14 protein-coding genes are annotated in these 16,619 nt (G+C 73.2%); 10 read left to right on the top strand and 4 right to left on the bottom strand.

All coding sequences use genetic code 11. The annotated features are described in order from the left end of the window. Positions 1–6 precede the first annotated feature (6 nt). The 3 genes from ACIRPH_RS18050 to ACIRPH_RS18040 are packed head-to-tail and all read right to left on the bottom strand — an operon-like array spanning position 7 to position 3,187. Entirely contained in the window at positions 7–1,527 is a 1,521-nt protein-coding gene (locus tag ACIRPH_RS18050) for a tripartite tricarboxylate transporter permease (protein WP_402915689.1), read from the bottom strand. An 8-nt stretch (positions 1,528–1,535) separates the two neighbouring features. Continuing rightward, the gene (locus tag ACIRPH_RS18045; RefSeq protein WP_402915686.1) at positions 1,536–2,177 is read right to left on the bottom strand and encodes a tripartite tricarboxylate transporter TctB family protein; all 642 of its coding nucleotides are present in this window, start codon (positions 2,175–2,177) and stop codon (positions 1,536–1,538) included. Beyond that, the gene (locus tag ACIRPH_RS18040) at positions 2,174–3,187 is read right to left on the bottom strand and encodes a Bug family tripartite tricarboxylate transporter substrate binding protein (protein ID WP_402915683.1); all 1,014 of its coding nucleotides are present in this window, start codon (positions 3,185–3,187) and stop codon (positions 2,174–2,176) included. Before ACIRPH_RS18040 ends, ACIRPH_RS18045 begins: the two co-directional genes overlap by 4 nt. 141 nt (positions 3,188–3,328) lie before the next feature. On the opposite strand from ACIRPH_RS18040, the gene ACIRPH_RS18035 reads away from it, so the two are divergent. The 5 genes from ACIRPH_RS18035 to ACIRPH_RS18015 all read left to right on the top strand — a co-directional run bounded on the left by ACIRPH_RS18035 (position 3,329) and on the right by ACIRPH_RS18015 (position 9,599). Further along, positions 3,329–4,222 (top strand): LysR family transcriptional regulator, encoded by an 894-nt coding sequence (locus ACIRPH_RS18035; protein ID WP_402915680.1) that lies wholly within the window; start codon positions 3,329–3,331, stop codon positions 4,220–4,222. Positions 4,223–4,360: 138 nt separating this feature from the next. After that, complete coding sequence (gene kdgD / locus ACIRPH_RS18030) at positions 4,361–5,266, top strand: 5-dehydro-4-deoxyglucarate dehydratase (protein ID WP_402916017.1); 906 nt, start codon at positions 4,361–4,363, stop codon at positions 5,264–5,266. Between the two features lie 49 nt (positions 5,267–5,315). Continuing rightward, entirely contained in the window at positions 5,316–6,944 is a 1,629-nt protein-coding gene (locus tag ACIRPH_RS18025; protein WP_402915677.1) for an aldehyde dehydrogenase (NADP(+)), read from the top strand. Further along, positions 6,941–8,272, top strand: coding sequence for an enolase C-terminal domain-like protein (locus ACIRPH_RS18020; protein WP_402915674.1), 1,332 nt, complete (start codon positions 6,941–6,943; stop codon positions 8,270–8,272). Before ACIRPH_RS18025 ends, ACIRPH_RS18020 begins: the two co-directional genes overlap by 4 nt. Positions 8,273–8,396: 124 nt before the next feature. Then, complete coding sequence (locus ACIRPH_RS18015; protein ID WP_402915672.1) at positions 8,397–9,599, top strand: mandelate racemase/muconate lactonizing enzyme family protein; 1,203 nt, start codon at positions 8,397–8,399, stop codon at positions 9,597–9,599. 88 nt (positions 9,600–9,687) lie between these two features. Here ACIRPH_RS18015 and ACIRPH_RS18010 read toward each other — a convergent pair whose 3' ends face one another. Then, positions 9,688–10,062 (bottom strand): winged helix-turn-helix transcriptional regulator, encoded by a 375-nt coding sequence (locus tag ACIRPH_RS18010; protein WP_402915669.1) that lies wholly within the window; start codon positions 10,060–10,062, stop codon positions 9,688–9,690. Positions 10,063–10,142: 80 nt separating this feature from the next. Between ACIRPH_RS18010 and ACIRPH_RS18005 the strand changes: the two genes are divergently transcribed. The 5 genes from ACIRPH_RS18005 to ACIRPH_RS17985 all read left to right on the top strand — a co-directional run bounded on the left by ACIRPH_RS18005 (position 10,143) and on the right by ACIRPH_RS17985 (position 16,601). Next, positions 10,143–10,553 carry a RidA family protein gene (locus tag ACIRPH_RS18005; protein WP_402915666.1) on the top strand — a complete coding sequence of 137 codons (411 nt, stop codon included), beginning with the start codon at positions 10,143–10,145 and terminating at the stop codon, positions 10,551–10,553. 121 nt (positions 10,554–10,674) lie between these two features. Further along, complete coding sequence (locus ACIRPH_RS18000) at positions 10,675–10,980, top strand: hypothetical protein (protein WP_402915663.1); 306 nt, start codon at positions 10,675–10,677, stop codon at positions 10,978–10,980. Between the two features lie 337 nt (positions 10,981–11,317). Further along, the gene (locus ACIRPH_RS17995; RefSeq protein WP_402915661.1) at positions 11,318–13,123 is read left to right on the top strand and encodes a fatty acyl-AMP ligase; all 1,806 of its coding nucleotides are present in this window, start codon (positions 11,318–11,320) and stop codon (positions 13,121–13,123) included. Continuing rightward, positions 13,120–14,874, top strand: a complete 1,755-nt coding sequence (locus tag ACIRPH_RS17990; protein ID WP_402915658.1) for an acyl-CoA dehydrogenase family protein — start codon at positions 13,120–13,122, stop codon at positions 14,872–14,874. The genes ACIRPH_RS17995 and ACIRPH_RS17990 overlap by 4 nt, the downstream gene beginning before the upstream one ends. Then, positions 14,871–16,601 (top strand): acyl-CoA dehydrogenase family protein, encoded by a 1,731-nt coding sequence (locus tag ACIRPH_RS17985; RefSeq protein WP_402915655.1) that lies wholly within the window; start codon positions 14,871–14,873, stop codon positions 16,599–16,601. Before ACIRPH_RS17990 ends, ACIRPH_RS17985 begins: the two co-directional genes overlap by 4 nt. Positions 16,602–16,619: the final 18 nt, after the last annotated feature.

The raw sequence follows: 16,619 nt of genomic DNA, 5'->3' as shown, positions 1-16,619 counted from the left end.
GGCGGGTCAGGCGTCCGCCTTCTCCCGCTCCGCCCGGGCGGTCCCGCGCCGCGCCCTGAACAGCTTCTGCGCGAGCGGGAGGAGGACCACGACGGCCAGCAGCAGGAGCAGCGTGCCGGAGATCGGCCGGGTGAGGAACCCGGTCGGGTCCCCGTCGAAGACGAGGAGCGAGCGGCGCAGCGAGGTCTCCAGCAGGGACCCGAGGACGAACGCGAGCACCAGCGGGCCGGGCTCGAAGCCGAACTTCTTCATCAGGTAGCCGACGAGGCCGAACACCACCACGAGGGCGATGTCGAAGACGCTGTTGCGGACCGTGTAGACGCCCACCAGCGTGATCAGCACGGTGATCGGGGCGAGGATGCTCCCCCGGACCCGGAGGATCTTCACGAACAGCCCCACCAGCGGGATGCTCATGATCAGCAGCAGGATGTTCCCGATGTACATCGAGTTCACCACGCCCCAGAACAGGTCGGGGTCCTCGGAGACCAGCTGCGGCCCGGGGGTCACGCCCTGGATCATGAGCGCGCCGAAGATCATCGCCATCGTGGCGTTGGCGGGGATCCCGAGTGTGAGCAGCGGGATGAAGGAGGAGGTCGCTGCCGCGTTGTTCGCCGACTCCGGCGCGGCCACGCCCTCGACCGCCCCGTGGCCGAAGCGCTCGGGCGTCCTGGACCGGCGCTTCTCCAGCGCGTACGCCGCGAGGGACGACAGCGTGGCGCCGCCGCCGGGGAGGATGCCGAGGAAGAAGCCGAGCACGGAGCCGCGGCCGATCGCCCCGGACGACTGGCGCAGGTCGGCGCGGGAGGGCCACGCGTTGGCCACCCTGGCCGGGGCGACCGTGCCCTTCCTCCGCTCCTCCAGGTTGTAGAGGATCTCGCCGAGGCCGAAGACGCCCATCGCGATCGGGACGAAGTCGAGCCCGTCCGCCAGGGAGAGCGACTCGAAGGTGAACCTCTCCGCGCCCGTGAACATGTCGCGTCCGACCGTGGCCAGGAGGAGCCCGAGGCACGCGGCGACGATCGCCTTCACGCGCCCGCCGTTGCTGACCGTGGCGACCAGCAGGATGCCCAGCAGGGCCAGGGCCGTGTACTCCGGGGGACCGAAGTCCAGGGCGAAACCCGCGACGACGGGCGCGAGCAGCGACAGGGCCACGATCGACACCGTGCCGCCCACGAAGGACCCGATCGCCGCGATGCCGAGCGCGGTCCCCGCCCTGCCCTTGCGCGCCAGGGCGTGGCCGTCGAAGACGGTCACCACGGAGGAGGCCTCGCCGGGGAGCCGGAGCAGGACCGAGGTGATGGTGCCGCCGTACTGGGCTCCGTAGAAGATGCCCGCGAGCATGATGATCGCGGTCACCGGCTCCACCCCGAAGGTGAGGGGCAGCAGGATCGCGATGGTCGCCGCCGGACCGAGTCCGGGGAGCACGCCGACCAGCATCCCGACCACGACGCCGAGCAAACAGTAGAGCAGGTTGGCCGGTTCGAGGACGACGCCGAACCCGTCGACCACGGGGGTCAGGAAATCCATCGTCGCTCCTAGAAGAGATGGGGGATCGGCACTGCCAGGACAGCGACGAAGAGCAGGTAGAAGGCGACCACGATGCCGAGGCTGGTCAGGGCGGACAGGCGCCAGGACTCGCCGCCGATGAACCGCAGCCACACGAAGGCCAGCGCCGCGGCCGGGATCTCGAAGCCGATCACCCCGATGAGGGAGGCGAAGGCCGCCATGGTGGCCAGGCCGGCCAGGACCGCCCAGCTGGACGAGGAGAACCGCTCGGCGTCCCTGGTCCGCCGCGCCCGGAGGACCAGGGCGGCGCCGAGGCAGGTGATCGCCGCGCTGACCAGGAACGGCCACATGCCGGCGGAGGGGGCCGACGCCTCGCCCAGGCCGAGCGACCACGAGCCGGCCAGCCCGGCGGCGCCGAGGGCGACGACCACGAGGGCGACCACGACGTTGGTCACGGGTCCCGCGGGGGGCGGTGCGGGCTCCTCCGCCGTCTCGGGCCCGCCGGGGCCGGGGCCGACCGGCTCACCGGTCTCCGCTCCGTCCGGGCCCCGCCGTCCGCCGGGGGCCTCCGTCTCCCCGGAGGCCCCGGCGCCGGGGCCGGACCCCTCCGGCGCCCCCGGCGCAGGGGCGTCCTCGCCGGCCTCCGGGTTCCCGCCGCGCGAGGTGATCACTGCGAGCCGCCGAGGTCGATGCCGTACTCCTCCGTCATGGACCGGTACGACTCCAGGGAGGCCGTCCACTCCTCGACCACCTGGTCTCCGGGGATCTCGTGCGCGGTGAGCAGGTTGTCCTCGTTGAAGGACCGGTACTGCTCGGTGGCGAACGCGGCCTCGCACGCCTCGCGCAGGCGCTCCAGGACGTCGTCGGGGGTACCGGAGGGGGCGACGACCGCGCGGTACTGGGCCACCTCGACCTCGTACCCCTCCTCGACGGCGGTGGGGACGTCCTCCAGGAACTCGTTGCGCTCCGCGGAGAAGGTGAGGAGGGCGTTCAGCTCACCGGCCTCGATCTGCCCGATCGCCTCGCCGAGCTGGATCGCGGCGACGTCCACCTGGTCGCCGAGGACGGCGGTGAGCGTGGGCGCGCCGCTGTTGAAGGGGACCGCGGTGCCGGAGATCCCGGCCTGGTTGAAGAGGAGCTCCTGGGCGAGCTGGCTGCCCGTGCCCACCCCGGTGGTGCCGAACTTCAGGTCGTCCCCGGCGTCCTCCAGGTCCGCGAGCGTCTCCAGGCCGGAGGCGGGGGACGAGACCAGCACGTAGTCGTCGCGGGAGATCCCGGCGACCACCTCGAAGTCGTCGATGGCGACGGCCTCGTCCTCGGAGACCGCGAGGGGGGTGATCGCGGTCAGGGAGGCGTTGACGACCAGCAGGTTCTGGCCGTCCGGCTCCTGGCCCGCGACCTCGTTGGCCGCCAGGGCGCCGTTGGCGCCGGGGGTGTTGACCACGGGGGTGGCGACGCCGAGGTCGTCCGTGAGGCCCTCGGCCAGGGCGCGGGCGATCAGGTCGGTGCTCCCGCCCGGGTCCTGCCCGACGGCGATCGTGATCGGCCCGCTCGGGAACTCGCCCCCCGACGCGCCGCCGGACAGGTTCCCGCCGCACGCGGCGACCGAGAGGGACAGAGCCGCGGTGAGCCCGAGAACCGCCCCTGGACGTGCGGCTTTCTTCCCTGGCGTCTGGGTCATGCGAACTCCTTCGATCCGGCGGGCGCCCGCCACTTCGTGCACTGTGAGTGCCGTCACGTTCGTGAGTGTCTGGCAGCCTAAGAGGAGTTATCCATGCATGTCCAAGGCAAATACGGCATAAGATGATACCTTTCTGGCATCATGTTCTCCTTCGACCAGCTGCGCGGCTTCGTCGCCGTCGCCGAGGAACTGCACTTCGGACGGGCTGCCGAACGGCTCTCCATGACGCAACCCCCTCTGAGCCGCCAGATCCAGAAGCTCGAACGCACGGTCGGCGTGCAGCTGCTGGAGCGCGACCGCCGGCGCGTGTCCCTGACCGCGGCGGGCGAGGCGTTCCTCATCGAGGCCCGCCGGCTGCTCACCCTGGCGGAGAGCGCACCGGACCACGCCCGGCGGATCTCGGCGGGGGCGAGCGGGACGCTCAGGATCGGGTTCACCGCGGCGTCGTCCTACGGCCCCCTCGGCGGGCTCCTGAACCGGCTGGAGGAGGTCCTGCCGGAGATCAACATCGAGCTGTTCGAGATGGTCACCCGCGAACAGGTGGCGGCGCTCCTCAACGAGGAGGTCGACCTGGGGCTGGCCCGGCCGCCCTTCGACACCGAGCTGTTCGGCTCCCGGGTCCAGCACCGCGAGCGGATGCTGGTCGCCGTGCCGGAGAGCCACCCCCTGGCACGGCACACGGGGCCCGTGGCCGCGGAGGAGCTGGTCGACGTCCCGCTGATCATGCACTCGCCGACCAGGGCCCGCTACTTCTACGACCTCGTGGTGCGCCTGGTCCCCATCTCCCACCAGAACGTCGTGCACACGGTCAGTCAGGTCCTGACCATGGTGTGGCTGGTGGCCGCGGGGAGGGGGGTCGCGTTCGTGCCCCAGTCGGCGACCGGGCTGGGCATCGACGGCGTCGCCTACCTGGAGATCGCGGACCTGCCGGAGGACCCGGTCGAACTCCACCTGCTGTGGCTGCGGGGGTCGCGCAACCCCGCCGTGCGGCGGGCCCTGGAGGCCTGGCCCCCGCAGGGGGCCGCCGCGCCGTGATACCCGTCCGGTATCAGTTAATGCCCAACAACTCTTGGACAGCATCGATCGCTTCTCCGTACGGTAACGGCAACACCGCCCGGGCCCCTGCCAGGGAGACCCCCCGACCTGCCGACCTAAGGATGACGTGTGACTCTGATGCACCCCGGTGAGCTGGCGACCCGGCTCAAGTCCGGCCTCCTCTCGTTCCCCGTCACCCACTTCGACCAGGACCTCGCGTTCGACGAGACCCGCTACCGGGAGCACCTCGCGTGGCAGTCGGGCTTCGGCGTGGCCGGACTGTTCGCGGCCGGGGGTACGGGCGAGGGCTTCTCGCTGACCTCGCCCGAGATCGACCGGGTCGTGCGCGCCGCGGTCGACGAGGTCGGCGGGGCGGTGCCCGTGCTCGCCCCCGCGACCGGTGGGACCGCGACGGCGAAGGCACAGGCCAGGGCCGCCCAGGAGGCGGGGGCGGACGGGATCCTGCTGCTGCCCCCCTACCTGACCGAGGCCGGGCAGGCCGGGCTGGTCGAGCACGTCACGGCCGTCTGCTCGGCCACCGACCTGGGGGTCGTCGTCTACAGCCGCGCCAACGCGGTGTTCACCGACGAGAGCGTCGCGGCCCTCGCCGACCGCAACCCCAACCTGATCGGGCTCAAGGACGGCGTCGGGAACGTCGAGCTCATGACGCGGATCTACGCCAGGGTCGGCGACCGGCTCATGTACATCGGCGGGCTGCCCACCGCGGAGACCTTCGCCCTGCCCCTGCTCCAGCTCGGGGTGAGCACGTACTCCTCCGCGCTGTACAACTTCCTCCCCGAGTTCGCCCTCGGGTTCTTCGAGGCGGTGCGCGCCCAGGACCGCGAGGCGGTCTACCGGAAGCTCAACGACTTCGTTATCCCCTACCTCGACATCCGCGACCGGACGCGCGGCTACGCCGTGTCCATCGTCAAGGCCGGCCTCAACGCCGTCGGCCGCGACGGCGGTCGGGTCAGGCCGCCCCTGAGCGACCTCAGCCCCGCCGAGACCGACGAGCTGGCCGCTCTCATCGCCAAGGTCTCCTGAGCCGGAACCCCGGACAGAACCCGCCGCACCCCTACCAGGAGGTACCGCAGTGCCCGTCGAAGGAAGATCGCTCGTGGCCGGGGAACCGGTCGAGGGGAACGCCGGTTCCCTCCTCGCCACCGACCCCGCCACCGGCGAGGAGGTCGGACCGGCCTTCGGCCTGGTCGGTCCCGCGCAGATCGAGGCCGCGACGCGGGCGGCGGAGGCCGCCTTCGACGCCTTCCGGAGCCAGACCCCGGCGGAGCGGGCCGCCTTCCTCCGCCGGATCGCCGACAACATCGACGGGATCGGCGAGGAGCTGACCGCTCGGGCCGTGCGGGAGACCGGCCTCCCGGCGGCGCGGCTGGAGGGCGAGCGGGGCCGCACCGTCGGCCAGCTCCGGATGTTCGCCGACGTGGTGGAGCAGGGGGACGCCCTCCAGGCGCGCATCGACCCCGCCCTCCCCGACCGGCGCCCCGCCCCCCGCCCCGACATCCGCCAGGCCCACGTGCCGCTGGGCCCCGTGGTGGTCTTCGGGGCGAGCAACTTCCCCCTCGCCTTCTCCACCGCGGGCGGCGACACCGCATCGGCGCTCGCGGCGGGCTGCCCCGTCGTGGTGAAGGCCCACAACGCCCACCCCGGCACCGCGGAGCTGGTCGGCCGGGCGGTCGCCCGGGCGGTCGCGGACAGCGGGCTCCCCGGAGGCGTGTTCTCCCTGCTGTTCGGCGAGGGCAACGGGATCGGGCAGGCCCTCGCGGCCGACCCGCGCGTCAAGGCCGTGGCGTTCACGGGCTCCCGCGCCGGGGGCCTCGCGCTCATGCGCACCGCCGCCGCCCGCCCCGAACCCGTCCCCGTGTTCGCCGAGATGTCCTCCTCCAACCCGGTCGTCGTCCTGCCGGGCGCGCTCGCCGGCGACGCCGCCGAGGAGCTGGCGGCGGCGTACGTGGGCTCGCTGACCCTCGGAGCGGGCCAGTTCTGCACCAACCCGGGGCTCGTCCTCGTCCCCGCCACGCCCGACGGCGACCGCTTCTTCGCCGCCGCCGAGCGGCTGGTCACGGAGGCCACCGGGCAGACCATGCTCACCGGCCCCATCGCCGCCGCACGCGCCGCGGGCACGGACGCCCTCGCCGCCGAGCCCGACGTCGAGACGGTCGCCACCGGGACCGACGGCCCCGGCCCGAACGCGCTCGCGCCGATGCTCCTCGCCACCGGCCTGAAGTCGTTCGCCACCCGGCCCCGCCTCCAGGAGGAGGTGTTCGGCGCGGTCGGCCTGCTGGTCCGCTACCCCGCGGACGGGCTGTCCGCCGAGGCCCTGGCGGACTCGCTCGCCGAGGCGCTGGAGTCCCTGGAGGGACAGCTCACCGCCACCCTGCACGCCGACCCCGCGTCCCCGGACGACGCCGTCGCCGTGCGGCGGCTGCTCCCCGTCCTGGAGCGCAAGGTCGGCCGCATCCTCTTCGGCGGCTGGCCCACCGGGGTCGAGGTCAACCACGCGATGGTGCACGGCGGCCCCTTCCCCGCCACGTCGGACCCGCGCAGCACCTCCGTCGGCAGCCTCGCCGTCCACAGGTTCCTGCGGCCGGTCGCCTACCAGTCCGTGCCCGACGCGTTCCTCCCGCCCGCCCTGCGCGAGGCCAACCCGTGGGGACTGAGCCGCCGCGTGGACGGCGCCGTCGTACCGGCGGAGGAGCGGGCATGAGCCCCCGGACACCGACCGTCGTGAGCGTCGAGGCGGTGCCCGTCGCCGGGTACGACAGCATGCTCCTCAACCTCAGCGGCGCACACGGCCCCTTCTTCACCCGCAACATCGCGATCCTGACCGACAGCGAGGGCCGGACCGGGGTCGGCGAGGTCCCCGGCGGCGAACCCATCCGGCGCACCATCGCCGACGCCGCCGGGATGGTCGTCGGCCGCCCGGTCTCGCACGTCCACCGGGTGCTCCGCGAGATCGGCGAGGCCTTCGCCGGACGGGACGCGGGCGGGCGCGGCGAGCAGACCTTCGACCTGCGGACCACCGTCCACGCCGTCACCGCCGTCGAGTCCGCGCTCCTGGACCTCCTCGGACAGCACCTGGAGGTCCCCGTCTGCGAGCTGCTGGGGGAGGGCCGGCAGAGGGACCGGGTCCCCATGCTCGGCTACCTCTTCTACATCGGCGACCGGGGCCGGACCCCCCTCCCCTACCTCGCGGAGGAGGACCCGAAGGACGACTGGGAGCGCCTGCGGCGCGAACCGGCCCTCACCCCCGACGCGGTGGTCGCGCTCGCCGAGGCGGCGCGCGAGAGGTACGGCTTCCGCGACTTCAAGCTCAAGGGCGGGGTCCTCGCCGGTGAGGAGGAGGTGGAGACGGTGCGGGCCCTGGCCGCCCGCTTCCCCGACGCCCGGATCACGCTGGACCCCAACGGGGGCTGGCTCCTGGAGGACGCCGTCCGGCTCTGCTCGGGGCTGGACGGGGTGCTCGCCTACGCCGAGGACCCGTGCGGGGCCGAGGGGGGGTACTCCGGACGCGAGGTGATGGCGGAGTTCCGCCGGGCCACCGGCCTGCCGACGGCGACCAACATGGTCGCCACGGACTGGCGGCAGCTCGCCCACAGCGTGCGCTCGCACGCGGTGGACATCCCGCTCGCGGACCCGCACTTCTGGACCATGCGGGGATCGGTGCGCGTCGCCCAGCTGTGCCACGAGTTCGGGCTCACCTGGGGCTCGCACTCCAACAACCACTTCGACATCTCCCTGGCGATGTTCACGCAGGTGGGCGCGGCGGCGCCGGGGAAGATCACCGCCCTGGACACCCACTGGATCTGGCAGGACGGCCAGGCGCTCACCCGCGAGCCGCTCCGGATCGCGGACGGCGCGATCGAGGTGCCCACCGCCTCCGGGCTCGGCGTGGAACTCGACAGGGACGCCCTCGAGGCCGCCCACGAGCTCTACCTCGAACACGGGCTCGGGGCGCGCGACGACGCCGCGGCGATGCGGTACCTCGTCCCCGGCTGGTCCTTCGACCCCAAGCGACCCGCGACGGTCCGGTGAACCCGGCGTCCCCCCGGGGCCTCCCCGGACCCCGCACGCGCCCGGGCCGCCACGGCCGGGGCGCGTGCGCGCGGCGGGTCCCCGCCGCCGCAGCCCTCCCGCACGACCACACCCTGGAGACACGATGACCGCCCAGCCCGGATCCGACAGCGGGACGACCCCCCGCGCCCACACGGCCCCCGCCGCCGCGGACAGGATCAGCGAGGTCACGCTCTCGCGCGTCGACCTGCCGCTCGCCTCCCCCATCAGCGACGCCAAGGTGCTGACCGGGAGGCAGAAGCCGCTCACGTCGGTCTCGATGCTGTTCGCCGAGATCCGCACCGAGGAGGGCCTGGAGGGGGTCGGCTACACCTACTCCAAGCGCGCGGGCGGCTTCGGCCAGTACGCGCACGCCCGGGAGATCGCCCCCGAGCTGATCGGCGAGGACCCCAGCGACATCCAGCGGATCTGGACGAAGCTGGTGTGGGCGGGCGCCTCGGTCGGCCGCAGCGGGCTGGCCACCCAGGCGATCGCGGCGATCGACATCGCCCTGTGGGACCTCAAGGCCAAGCGCGCGGGGCTGCCGCTCGCCAAGCTGCTGGGCGCCCACCGCGACGCGGTGGACTGCTACAACACCTCCGGCGGGTTCCTGTCCACCCCGCTGGACCAGGTGCTCGACAACACCCGCGCCGCGCGCGCCAGCGGGATCGGCGGCATCAAGATCAAGGTCGGCCAGCCGGACTGGCGCGCCGACCTGGCCCGCGTCTCCGCCGTCCGCGAGGAGCTGGGCGACTTCCCGCTCATGGTGGACGCCAACCAGCAGTGGAACCGCAGCACGGCCGTGCGGATGGGCCGGGTGCTGGAGGAGTTCGACCTCATCTGGATCGAGGAGCCCCTCGACGCCTACGACTCCGAGGGCCACGCGGCGCTCGCCCGGGAACTGGCGACGCCGATCGCGACCGGCGAGATGCTGACCAGCGCGGCCGAGCACGAGGAGCTGATCCGGGCGGGCGCGGTCGACTTCATGCAGCCGGACGCCGCGCGCGTCGGCGGGATCACGCCGTTCCTGAAGATCATGGCCCGCGGCCAGCAGGCGGGGATCCGGATGGCGCCGCACTTCGCCATGGAGATCCACCTGCACCTGGCCGCCGCCTACGAGATCGACCCGTGGGTGGAGCACTTCGACTGGCTCCAGCCGCTGTTCGACGAACGGCTGGAGATCGAGGACGGGCGCATGCTCGTCCCCGGCCGCCCCGGCCTGGGTTTCACGATCAGCGACCAGGCCCGCGCCTGGACCGACCAGAGCGTCCGCGTCGACGCCGACGGGCGCACCACCCTCTCGGGCTGATCCCGCCCGACGGGACCGGCCGCCCGTCCCGGCCCGCGGGGCCCGCGCGACACCGCGCGGGCCCCGCGGCGTTCCCGCCCCCGGCCGGTCAGTCCTCGCCGTCGTACCGCTCGCGTGCGCGCTCGACGCCGTCCATGTTGTCGGTGGTCCAGCGCAGGAGCGCGTCGATCAGGTCCTGGAGGGTCTTGCCGAGCGCCGTGATGCGGTACTCGACGGCGATCGGGCGCGTGCTCGTGACGACGCGCTCGACCATCCCGTTGCGCTCGAGGCGCCGCAGCGCCGCCGTCAGCGACTTCTGCGTCACGACGGGGATCGCGCGGCGCAGCTCGTTGAAGCGCTGGGGCTGCTCGCACAGCTCCTCCAACACCTGGAGCGACCACTTGTCGAGCACCTGGTCGAGGAGTTCGCGGTGCGACGCGGTGATCCCGGAGGCGTAGGGGGCGTAAGGGGCGGTTTCCTGCATGACACCTGGTCTCGTTGAAGTTCCTTTTGTGCACCTAGTAGACATGGGATACCACCAAGGCGCAACCGGAGGGATCTCCCATGACCGTGCAGCTGTTCTCCCCCGAGGGCATGATGCAGCCCGTCCCCTACAACCACGTCTCGGTCGCCACCGGCTCCCGCCACGTGCACGTCGCCGGGCAGATCGCGCGCGACGCCGACGCGAACCCCGTCGCGACGGGCGACCTGACCGGCCAGGTCGCGCAGGCCCTGCGCAACACGGCGCGCGGCCTGGACGGGGCCGGGGCGTCCTTCGGCGACGTCGTCCGCCTCAGGTTCTTCGTCACGAAGTGGCAGCCCGAGAAGATGGGCGACTTCATGGCGGGCGTCGAGAGCGTCGCCGGGGAGCTGGGCCTCCCGCAGCCCCTCCCGCCCGTGTCGCTCATCGGCGTCGACTACCTCTTCGAGCCCGACGTGCTCGTCGAGGTCGAGGCGTACGCCGTCCTCGACTGAGCGGTCCGCCGCGGCGGCCCCGCGTCCCGCCGGACGCGGGGCCGCCGGCGTTCGCGGGCCGGGGGCGGCGCGGGCGCGCTCCCCGTCCCCGACGGTCACCCCCGTGGGCGATGCTGGAGTCATGACCGACGCTGACCAGCCGCGCATCCCCGAACCCGACGTCGAACACCTGGCCGCCACGCTCCGCCGCCGCCGCGAGGAGCTCGCCCACGCCTCCGGCGTCCGGATCGGACGCGGGGACGTGGTGCACAAGCTCGCCACGCACATGTGGGCCGGCGTGGCCGTGCCCGCCATCGCCTGCCACGCGGCCGTCGACCCCCTCAGGCTGACCGCCGCGGCGGGCCCCGTCACGTGCCGCCGCTGCCTGGGGCGCGGCCGCGGCGAACGCGACCGCCAGACCCCCGGCCAGACCGTCCTGGACCTCTGACCCGCGCGGACGTGAGGGCGCGGCCGGAGGGCCGCGCCGGGGCGTGCGGCGGGAAGGGCCGCTCGCCCGGCCCCCGAGCCGGTCCCGGCCTCCGCCCCGCTCCGCACCGGACCGCCCGACACCCAGGCCGCCGCCGGGAACCCCGCCGAACCGGTCCGCGACTCCCCTCCGACACAGCAGAGACCCCCGACGACCGCCGCCGACGTGCACCGGGGAAGGACCGGACATGCCCGATCGGCCACGGCTGTTCGTCCGCCGGATCGAGCCTTGTAGCGCTCTCCCGCCCCGGGCACGATGAGCGTGTTCCGGGGGTATTGAGCAGCGGAGTCGAAATTCTGTGGATGAAATACACGAGGCCGGCGCGGTCACGACACTCGTCTCCCGTCTCAGGGCGTACGCGCGCTCCGTTCCCGACGAGGAGGCCGTCGGCTTCGTCGCCGACCCGATGGACGGGGAGGCCCGGTTCCTCACCTACTCGGCGCTGGACCGCGAGTCCCGCCGGGTAGCCGGCCTCCTGCAGCGCCACCTCTCCGCCGGGGACCGCGCGCTCCTGCTGTACACCCCCGGTGCGGCGTTCTTCCCCGCTTTCGTGGGCTGCCTCTACGCCGGGGTCGTCCCCGCGGTCGCACCGCTACCGGACGGTCAGCGGCACCGCAGCGACCGCCTCCGGGAGATGGTCCGCAGCGTCGGGGCCTCCGTCCTGCTGACCGGGGCCTCCGGGGCGGAGGAGGTCGGCACCTGGGCCTCCTCGTTCGACGCCCCGCTTCCCGTCCTCGTCACCGACCGCGACGAGCTCCTCCCGGACCCCGATGCCTGGGCCGACCCCGGTGTCGGCCCGGACGACGTGGCCTTCCTGCAGTTCACCTCGGGCTCGACCAGCGCCCCCCGCGGTGTCGTGGTGCGCCACCACAACATCATCGACAACGCCGAGTACATGCGGCGCCTCTCGGGGTTCGGCTCCGAGAACCGGTTCGGCGGCTGGCTCCCCATGCACCACGACTTCGGTCTGCTGTTCCTGTTCCTGTTCCCCCTCTGCTTCGGCGCCCGCACGCTCCACATGTCGGCCTCGGCCTTCCTGCGCCGACCGCACTCCTGGTTCCGCATGATCGACCGCTTCGGCCTCGACTCCTCACCGTCGCCCAACTTCGGCCTCGACTACTGCGTCCGCCGCATCACCGACGAGCAGACCGAGGGCATCGACCTCTCCGGGTGGCGGGCGGCCTTCACCGGCGCCGAACCCGTGCGCGCCCCGACGCTGCGCCGGTTCGGCGAGCGGTTCGGCCCCCTCGGGTTCCGCCCCGAGACGTTCGCGCCGGGATACGGACTCGCCGAGGCGACGCTCGTGGCCGCATGCGACACCCGTGACCTGCCTCCGAGCGTCGCCCGGGTCGACCCCGAACGCCTGGAGAAGGGCGAGTTCCACCCGGTTCCCGCCGAAGAGCCCGGCCGGGAGATCGTCTGCTGCGGCGACGTGGAGGAGGGAGGCGAGGACATGCGGTTGAGGATCGTCGACCCCGGGAGCCGGCGTGTGCTTCCGCAGGGAACGGTGGGCGAGGTCTGGCTCCGCGGGTCCAGCGTGGCCCACGGGTACTGGAACAGCCCCGAATCCACCGACACGACCTTCCGGGCCGCCACCGCCGACGGCGAGGAGGGGTTCCTGCGCACCGGCGACCTGGCCGCCGTGCACGGGGGAAAGCTCTACATCACGGGCCGGATCAAGGAAGTCATCATCTACAACGGCCGCAACCTGTACCCGCACGACCTGGAGGCGATGGCCCGCTCGGCCGACCCCCTCCTGGAGAACGGGTACGGGGCCGCCTTCACCGTGCTCGGGGCGGAGGACAAGGAAGAGGTCGTCGTCGTCCACGAAGTACGGCCCCGCGGCGCCGACGCCGAGCGCCTGGAGGCGGCGCTCACGCGCGTCCAGCAGTTCGCCTCCCGCGAGTTCGGCATGGTGCTCGGAGGCACCGTGCTCGTCCGCCCCGGAGGGGTGAAGCGGACCACCAGCGGCAAGATCCAACGCCTGGAAATGCGGTCGGACTTCCTCCGCGGGACCCTCACACCCCTGGCCGCGCGGATCCATCCGACCCTGGGCGCACTCGTCCCGGACGTCTACCACGGTTCCCGGAGGAGCGCGGGATGAGCGAGACAGCACAGTTCCCCCCGCCCAGCGGCAGGGGAACGGTCGGCCCTCCCATGGCGGTCGCGGACATGGCGGACCACCTGGACCGCTCCGAGGCCTTCACCTCGGCGTTCAACGCACGTCTGGACGAGGCGGAGGAGTTCCCTCGGGAGGCCTGCCTCGAACTGGACCGCATCGGTGTCCCCCACTACTACGTGCCCCGGGACCTCGGCGGCGGCCTGGACGACTACACCGACCTGGTCGGGGTGGTCCGGGCCGTCTCCCGCAAAGACCTCACGGTGGCGATCGCCCACGTCAAGACGTTCCTGGGCGGAGCCCCCAGCTGGGTCGCGGCCCAGGAGGCCGGCGACGAACGGGTCACGGCACAGGCACGCCGGCTCGCCGACCGGATCACCGGCGGAGCGGTGGTCTCCTGGGGGCTCACCGAGCCGGGACGCGGCAGCGACCTGCTGGCCGGTCAGCTCACGGCCGGCCCGGTGCCCGGCGGGTACCGCCTGGACGGCCGCAAGTGGCCGGTCAACAACGCCACCCGCAGCGACTCCCTGTGCCTGCTGGCCCGTACCGGTCCCCGGAACGGCCCCCGGGACTTCACGCTCCTCATGGCCGACAAGAGCGCACTGGCCGCGGGCAGCTACTCCCACCTCCCCAAGGCCCGCACCGTGGGCATCCGCGGGGCGGACATCAGCGGGATCGTCCTCGACGGCGCGATCGTGCCGGAGGAGAACACGGTCGGCCCCGTCGGTTCCGGGTTCGAGCTGGTCCTGAAGGCCTTCCAGCTCACGCGGACCATCTGTGCGGGCCTCTCCCTCGGCGCCGCGGACCGCGCGCTCCGCTCGACCTGGGACTTCGTCGGGCGCCGGCGGTTGTACGGACGGTTCCTGTCCGGACTGCCCCATGTCCGCACGACGCTCGGAGCACAGTACGCGGCCTGTCATGCGGCCGAGGCACTGGCCTCGACCGCCGCACGCGCGGTGCGCTCCCTCCCCGGGGAGATGAGCGTCTACTCCGCCGTGGTCAAGGCCCTGGTCCCCGAGATCGTCGACGAGGTCATCGCCGAGTGCGGCCAGCTGCTCGGCGCACGCGCCTTCCTGCGTGAGGAACTCGACCACGGGAGCTTCCAGAAACTGGAGAGGGACCACCGGATCGTCGGGATCTTCGACGGGAACCGCTATGTCAACCGCCAGGCCCTGATCCGCCAGTTCCCCCGGCTGGTCGCGTGCTGGAACCGGGGCGACCGGTTGGAGGCAGGGGTCCGTGCCGCGACGGGGGCGGACGAGGCCCCGCCGGAGGGCGTCGGACTCCAGCTGGTGTCGCGCACCGGCTGCAGCCTGGTGCAGGCCCTGCCCGCCGCCGTGGAGGGGCTGCGGGCCTCCGGGGCGTCGGAGCCCGCGATCAGGTCGGCCGAGCGCGTCCTCGACCGGTGCGGGCGGCTGCACCACCGCATGGCCCGGTACGACACGCGTGCCACCGGGATCGGAGCCGAACTGTTCGACGCGGCACGGTCCTACGAACTCTGCGTCGCGGCATCGGCCGTGATCCACACGTTCCTCGCCGGGGCCGACCGGCGGCACACGGACACGGAGTTCGGGGAGCTGCGGCTCCAGGCGGCACTGCTGTGGATCCTCTCGCGACTGGACGGATACGCCGGCGACGAGGCGGACCGCGTGTACGGTGCCGTCGCCGACTCGCTGGAGGCCCGCCTCGCCGAGGGGGACCTCCTGCTGGACGACGCTGAGGAGAACCGCCGATGAACCCACGACCGCGAGGCGGAGGGGCCGACGCCCTGGAGCGCCGCCTCGGAGATCCGACGGACCCCGACAACCCGCTGGGGTTCGGACCGGTCCTGGAGGCCGACGAGGCCGAGGAGATGTTCCCGGCCGGGGAACGCGCGCTGGCGGACTTCGGACTGAACGCGGAGTTCGTCCCCGCCGAGTACGGGGGCCGGCTGATGGGCCTGGACAGGTTCGTCACCGTGATGCGGGCCGTGTTCCGCCGCGACCCGTCCCTGGGACTCGGCTACGGGTTCAGCTCGTTCATCGCCGGCGTCAACATCTGGCTCGCCGGGGACGGGGAGCAGCGCGGAACCGCGGCGTCCCTGCTGCTCGGCGGCCATCGGATCGCCTCCGCGTACCACGAGCTCCCCCACGGCAACGACTTCGCGGGCACCGAGTGCGCCGCTACACGCGACCCCTCCGGCCGGCTCAGGCTCTCCGGCCGCAAAGAGGTCGTCACCAACATCCGGCGGGCGCGCGCCCTCGTGGTGCTGGCCCGGACCTCCGAGCGCCCGGGAAGCCGCAGCCATTCACAGCTCCTGGTGGACAAGGCCGTTCTCCCCCCGGGTGCGATCGCCGACCTGCGGCGCAGGCCCGGTGTGGGGATGCGGGGCGTGCAGCTCGGCGGCCTGGAGTTCCGCGACTGCCCCGTCCCCGACTCGGCGGTCCTGGGGGTCGAGGGCCACGGCATCGAAACCGCGCTGCGCTCGTTCCAGCTCACCAGGACGGCACTGCCGGGAATGCTCTGCGGGGTGCTCGACTCCGGTCTGCGGCTGACGCAGACGCTCGCGGTGGAGCGCATGCTGTACGGCGAGCCGGTCTCGGCGCTGCCGGTGGTACGGGCCCAACTGGCCGACGCCTTCGTCGACCTGCTGATCAGCGACTGCTGCGCGACCGTGGCCGCACGGGGCGCGCACCTCCTGCCGGAACAGATGAGCGTCCACGCCTCTGCCGTCAAGTACCAGGTCTCCGGTCACCTCCTGGAGGCGATGAACAGCCTGTCCGCCGTGCTCGGGGCGAGCTTCTACCTGCGGGACGGACGCTTCGGCGCGTTCCAGAAGCTGCTGCGCGACCTCAAGCCGGCCGGTTTCGGGCACGCCGCCCGCGTCGCCTGCCTCGTGACGATGCTGCCCCAGCTGCCCGTACTCGCCCGCCGCGGGTGGGCGGAGGGCCCCGAGGCTCCCCCGGACGTCTTCCGTCCGGACGTCGAACTGGGCCGCCTGCCCTTCGAGCGGCTGCGCCTCTCCGGAAAGGGCAGGGACAGCCTGCTGACGGCCCTGGCAACCGGAATCGACCAGGCCGCGGACGGAGGCACGGCGGAGGGTTCGCACGCGGACGACCTGCGCATGCTGACGGCGCAGCTGCGCGAGGAGACCGAGGACCTGCGCAAGGCCTGTGCCGAGCTGCGCGCGGCGGACATCGGGGTGGACGCCCCGCCGGCGGTACTCCGCCTCCCCGCCCGCTACGCGGCGCTGCTGGCCGCATCGGCCTGCCTCAACGTCTGGCGGGAGGCCGGTGCACGGCAGGACCCCTCCCTCCAGGATCCCGTCTGGCTGATCGCCGCACTGAACCGCCTGGTCACGCGCATGGGCCGCCCCGGAGTCCAGGGCCTCGGCCCGCTGCGCGAGCACCTGTACGCCCAACTCGCCGAGCGGCACGCGGCCGCCGAGTCCTTCGACCTGTACCGGCGCAGGCTTCCCGGCTGACGCCTGCCCGCCCCAAGG

The sequence above is a fragment of the Nocardiopsis sp. NPDC101807 genome, assembly GCF_044766605.1.
Lineage (GTDB): Bacteria > Actinomycetota > Actinomycetes > Streptosporangiales > Streptosporangiaceae > Nocardiopsis > Nocardiopsis tropica.
The sequence above is the reverse complement of the archived record's forward strand: the minus strand, read 5'-3'. Positions and strand labels throughout refer to the sequence as shown.

What these genes read in the sequence shown, in the direction of transcription:
- ACIRPH_RS18010 (WP_402915669.1), bottom strand. Translation starts at nt 10,062, where the DNA reads ATGCAGGAAACCGCCCCTTACGCCCCCTACGCCTCCGGGATCACCGCG.
- ACIRPH_RS18015 (WP_402915672.1), top strand. Translation starts at nt 8,397, where the DNA reads ATGACCGCCCAGCCCGGATCCGACAGCGGGACGACCCCCCGCGCCCAC.
- ACIRPH_RS18000 (WP_402915663.1), top strand. Translation starts at nt 10,675, where the DNA reads ATGACCGACGCTGACCAGCCGCGCATCCCCGAACCCGACGTCGAACAC.
- ACIRPH_RS18005 (WP_402915666.1), top strand. Translation starts at nt 10,143, where the DNA reads ATGACCGTGCAGCTGTTCTCCCCCGAGGGCATGATGCAGCCCGTCCCC.
- ACIRPH_RS18040 (WP_402915683.1), bottom strand. Translation starts at nt 3,187, where the DNA reads ATGACCCAGACGCCAGGGAAGAAAGCCGCACGTCCAGGGGCGGTTCTC.
- ACIRPH_RS18050 (WP_402915689.1), bottom strand. Translation starts at nt 1,527, where the DNA reads ATGGATTTCCTGACCCCCGTGGTCGACGGGTTCGGCGTCGTCCTCGAA.
- kdgD (WP_402916017.1), top strand. Translation starts at nt 4,361, where the DNA reads ATGCACCCCGGTGAGCTGGCGACCCGGCTCAAGTCCGGCCTCCTCTCG.
- ACIRPH_RS17990 (WP_402915658.1), top strand. Translation starts at nt 13,120, where the DNA reads ATGAGCGAGACAGCACAGTTCCCCCCGCCCAGCGGCAGGGGAACGGTC.
- ACIRPH_RS18035 (WP_402915680.1), top strand. Translation starts at nt 3,329, where the DNA reads ATGTTCTCCTTCGACCAGCTGCGCGGCTTCGTCGCCGTCGCCGAGGAA.
- ACIRPH_RS18020 (WP_402915674.1), top strand. Translation starts at nt 6,941, where the DNA reads ATGAGCCCCCGGACACCGACCGTCGTGAGCGTCGAGGCGGTGCCCGTC.
- ACIRPH_RS17985 (WP_402915655.1), top strand. Translation starts at nt 14,871, where the DNA reads ATGAACCCACGACCGCGAGGCGGAGGGGCCGACGCCCTGGAGCGCCGC.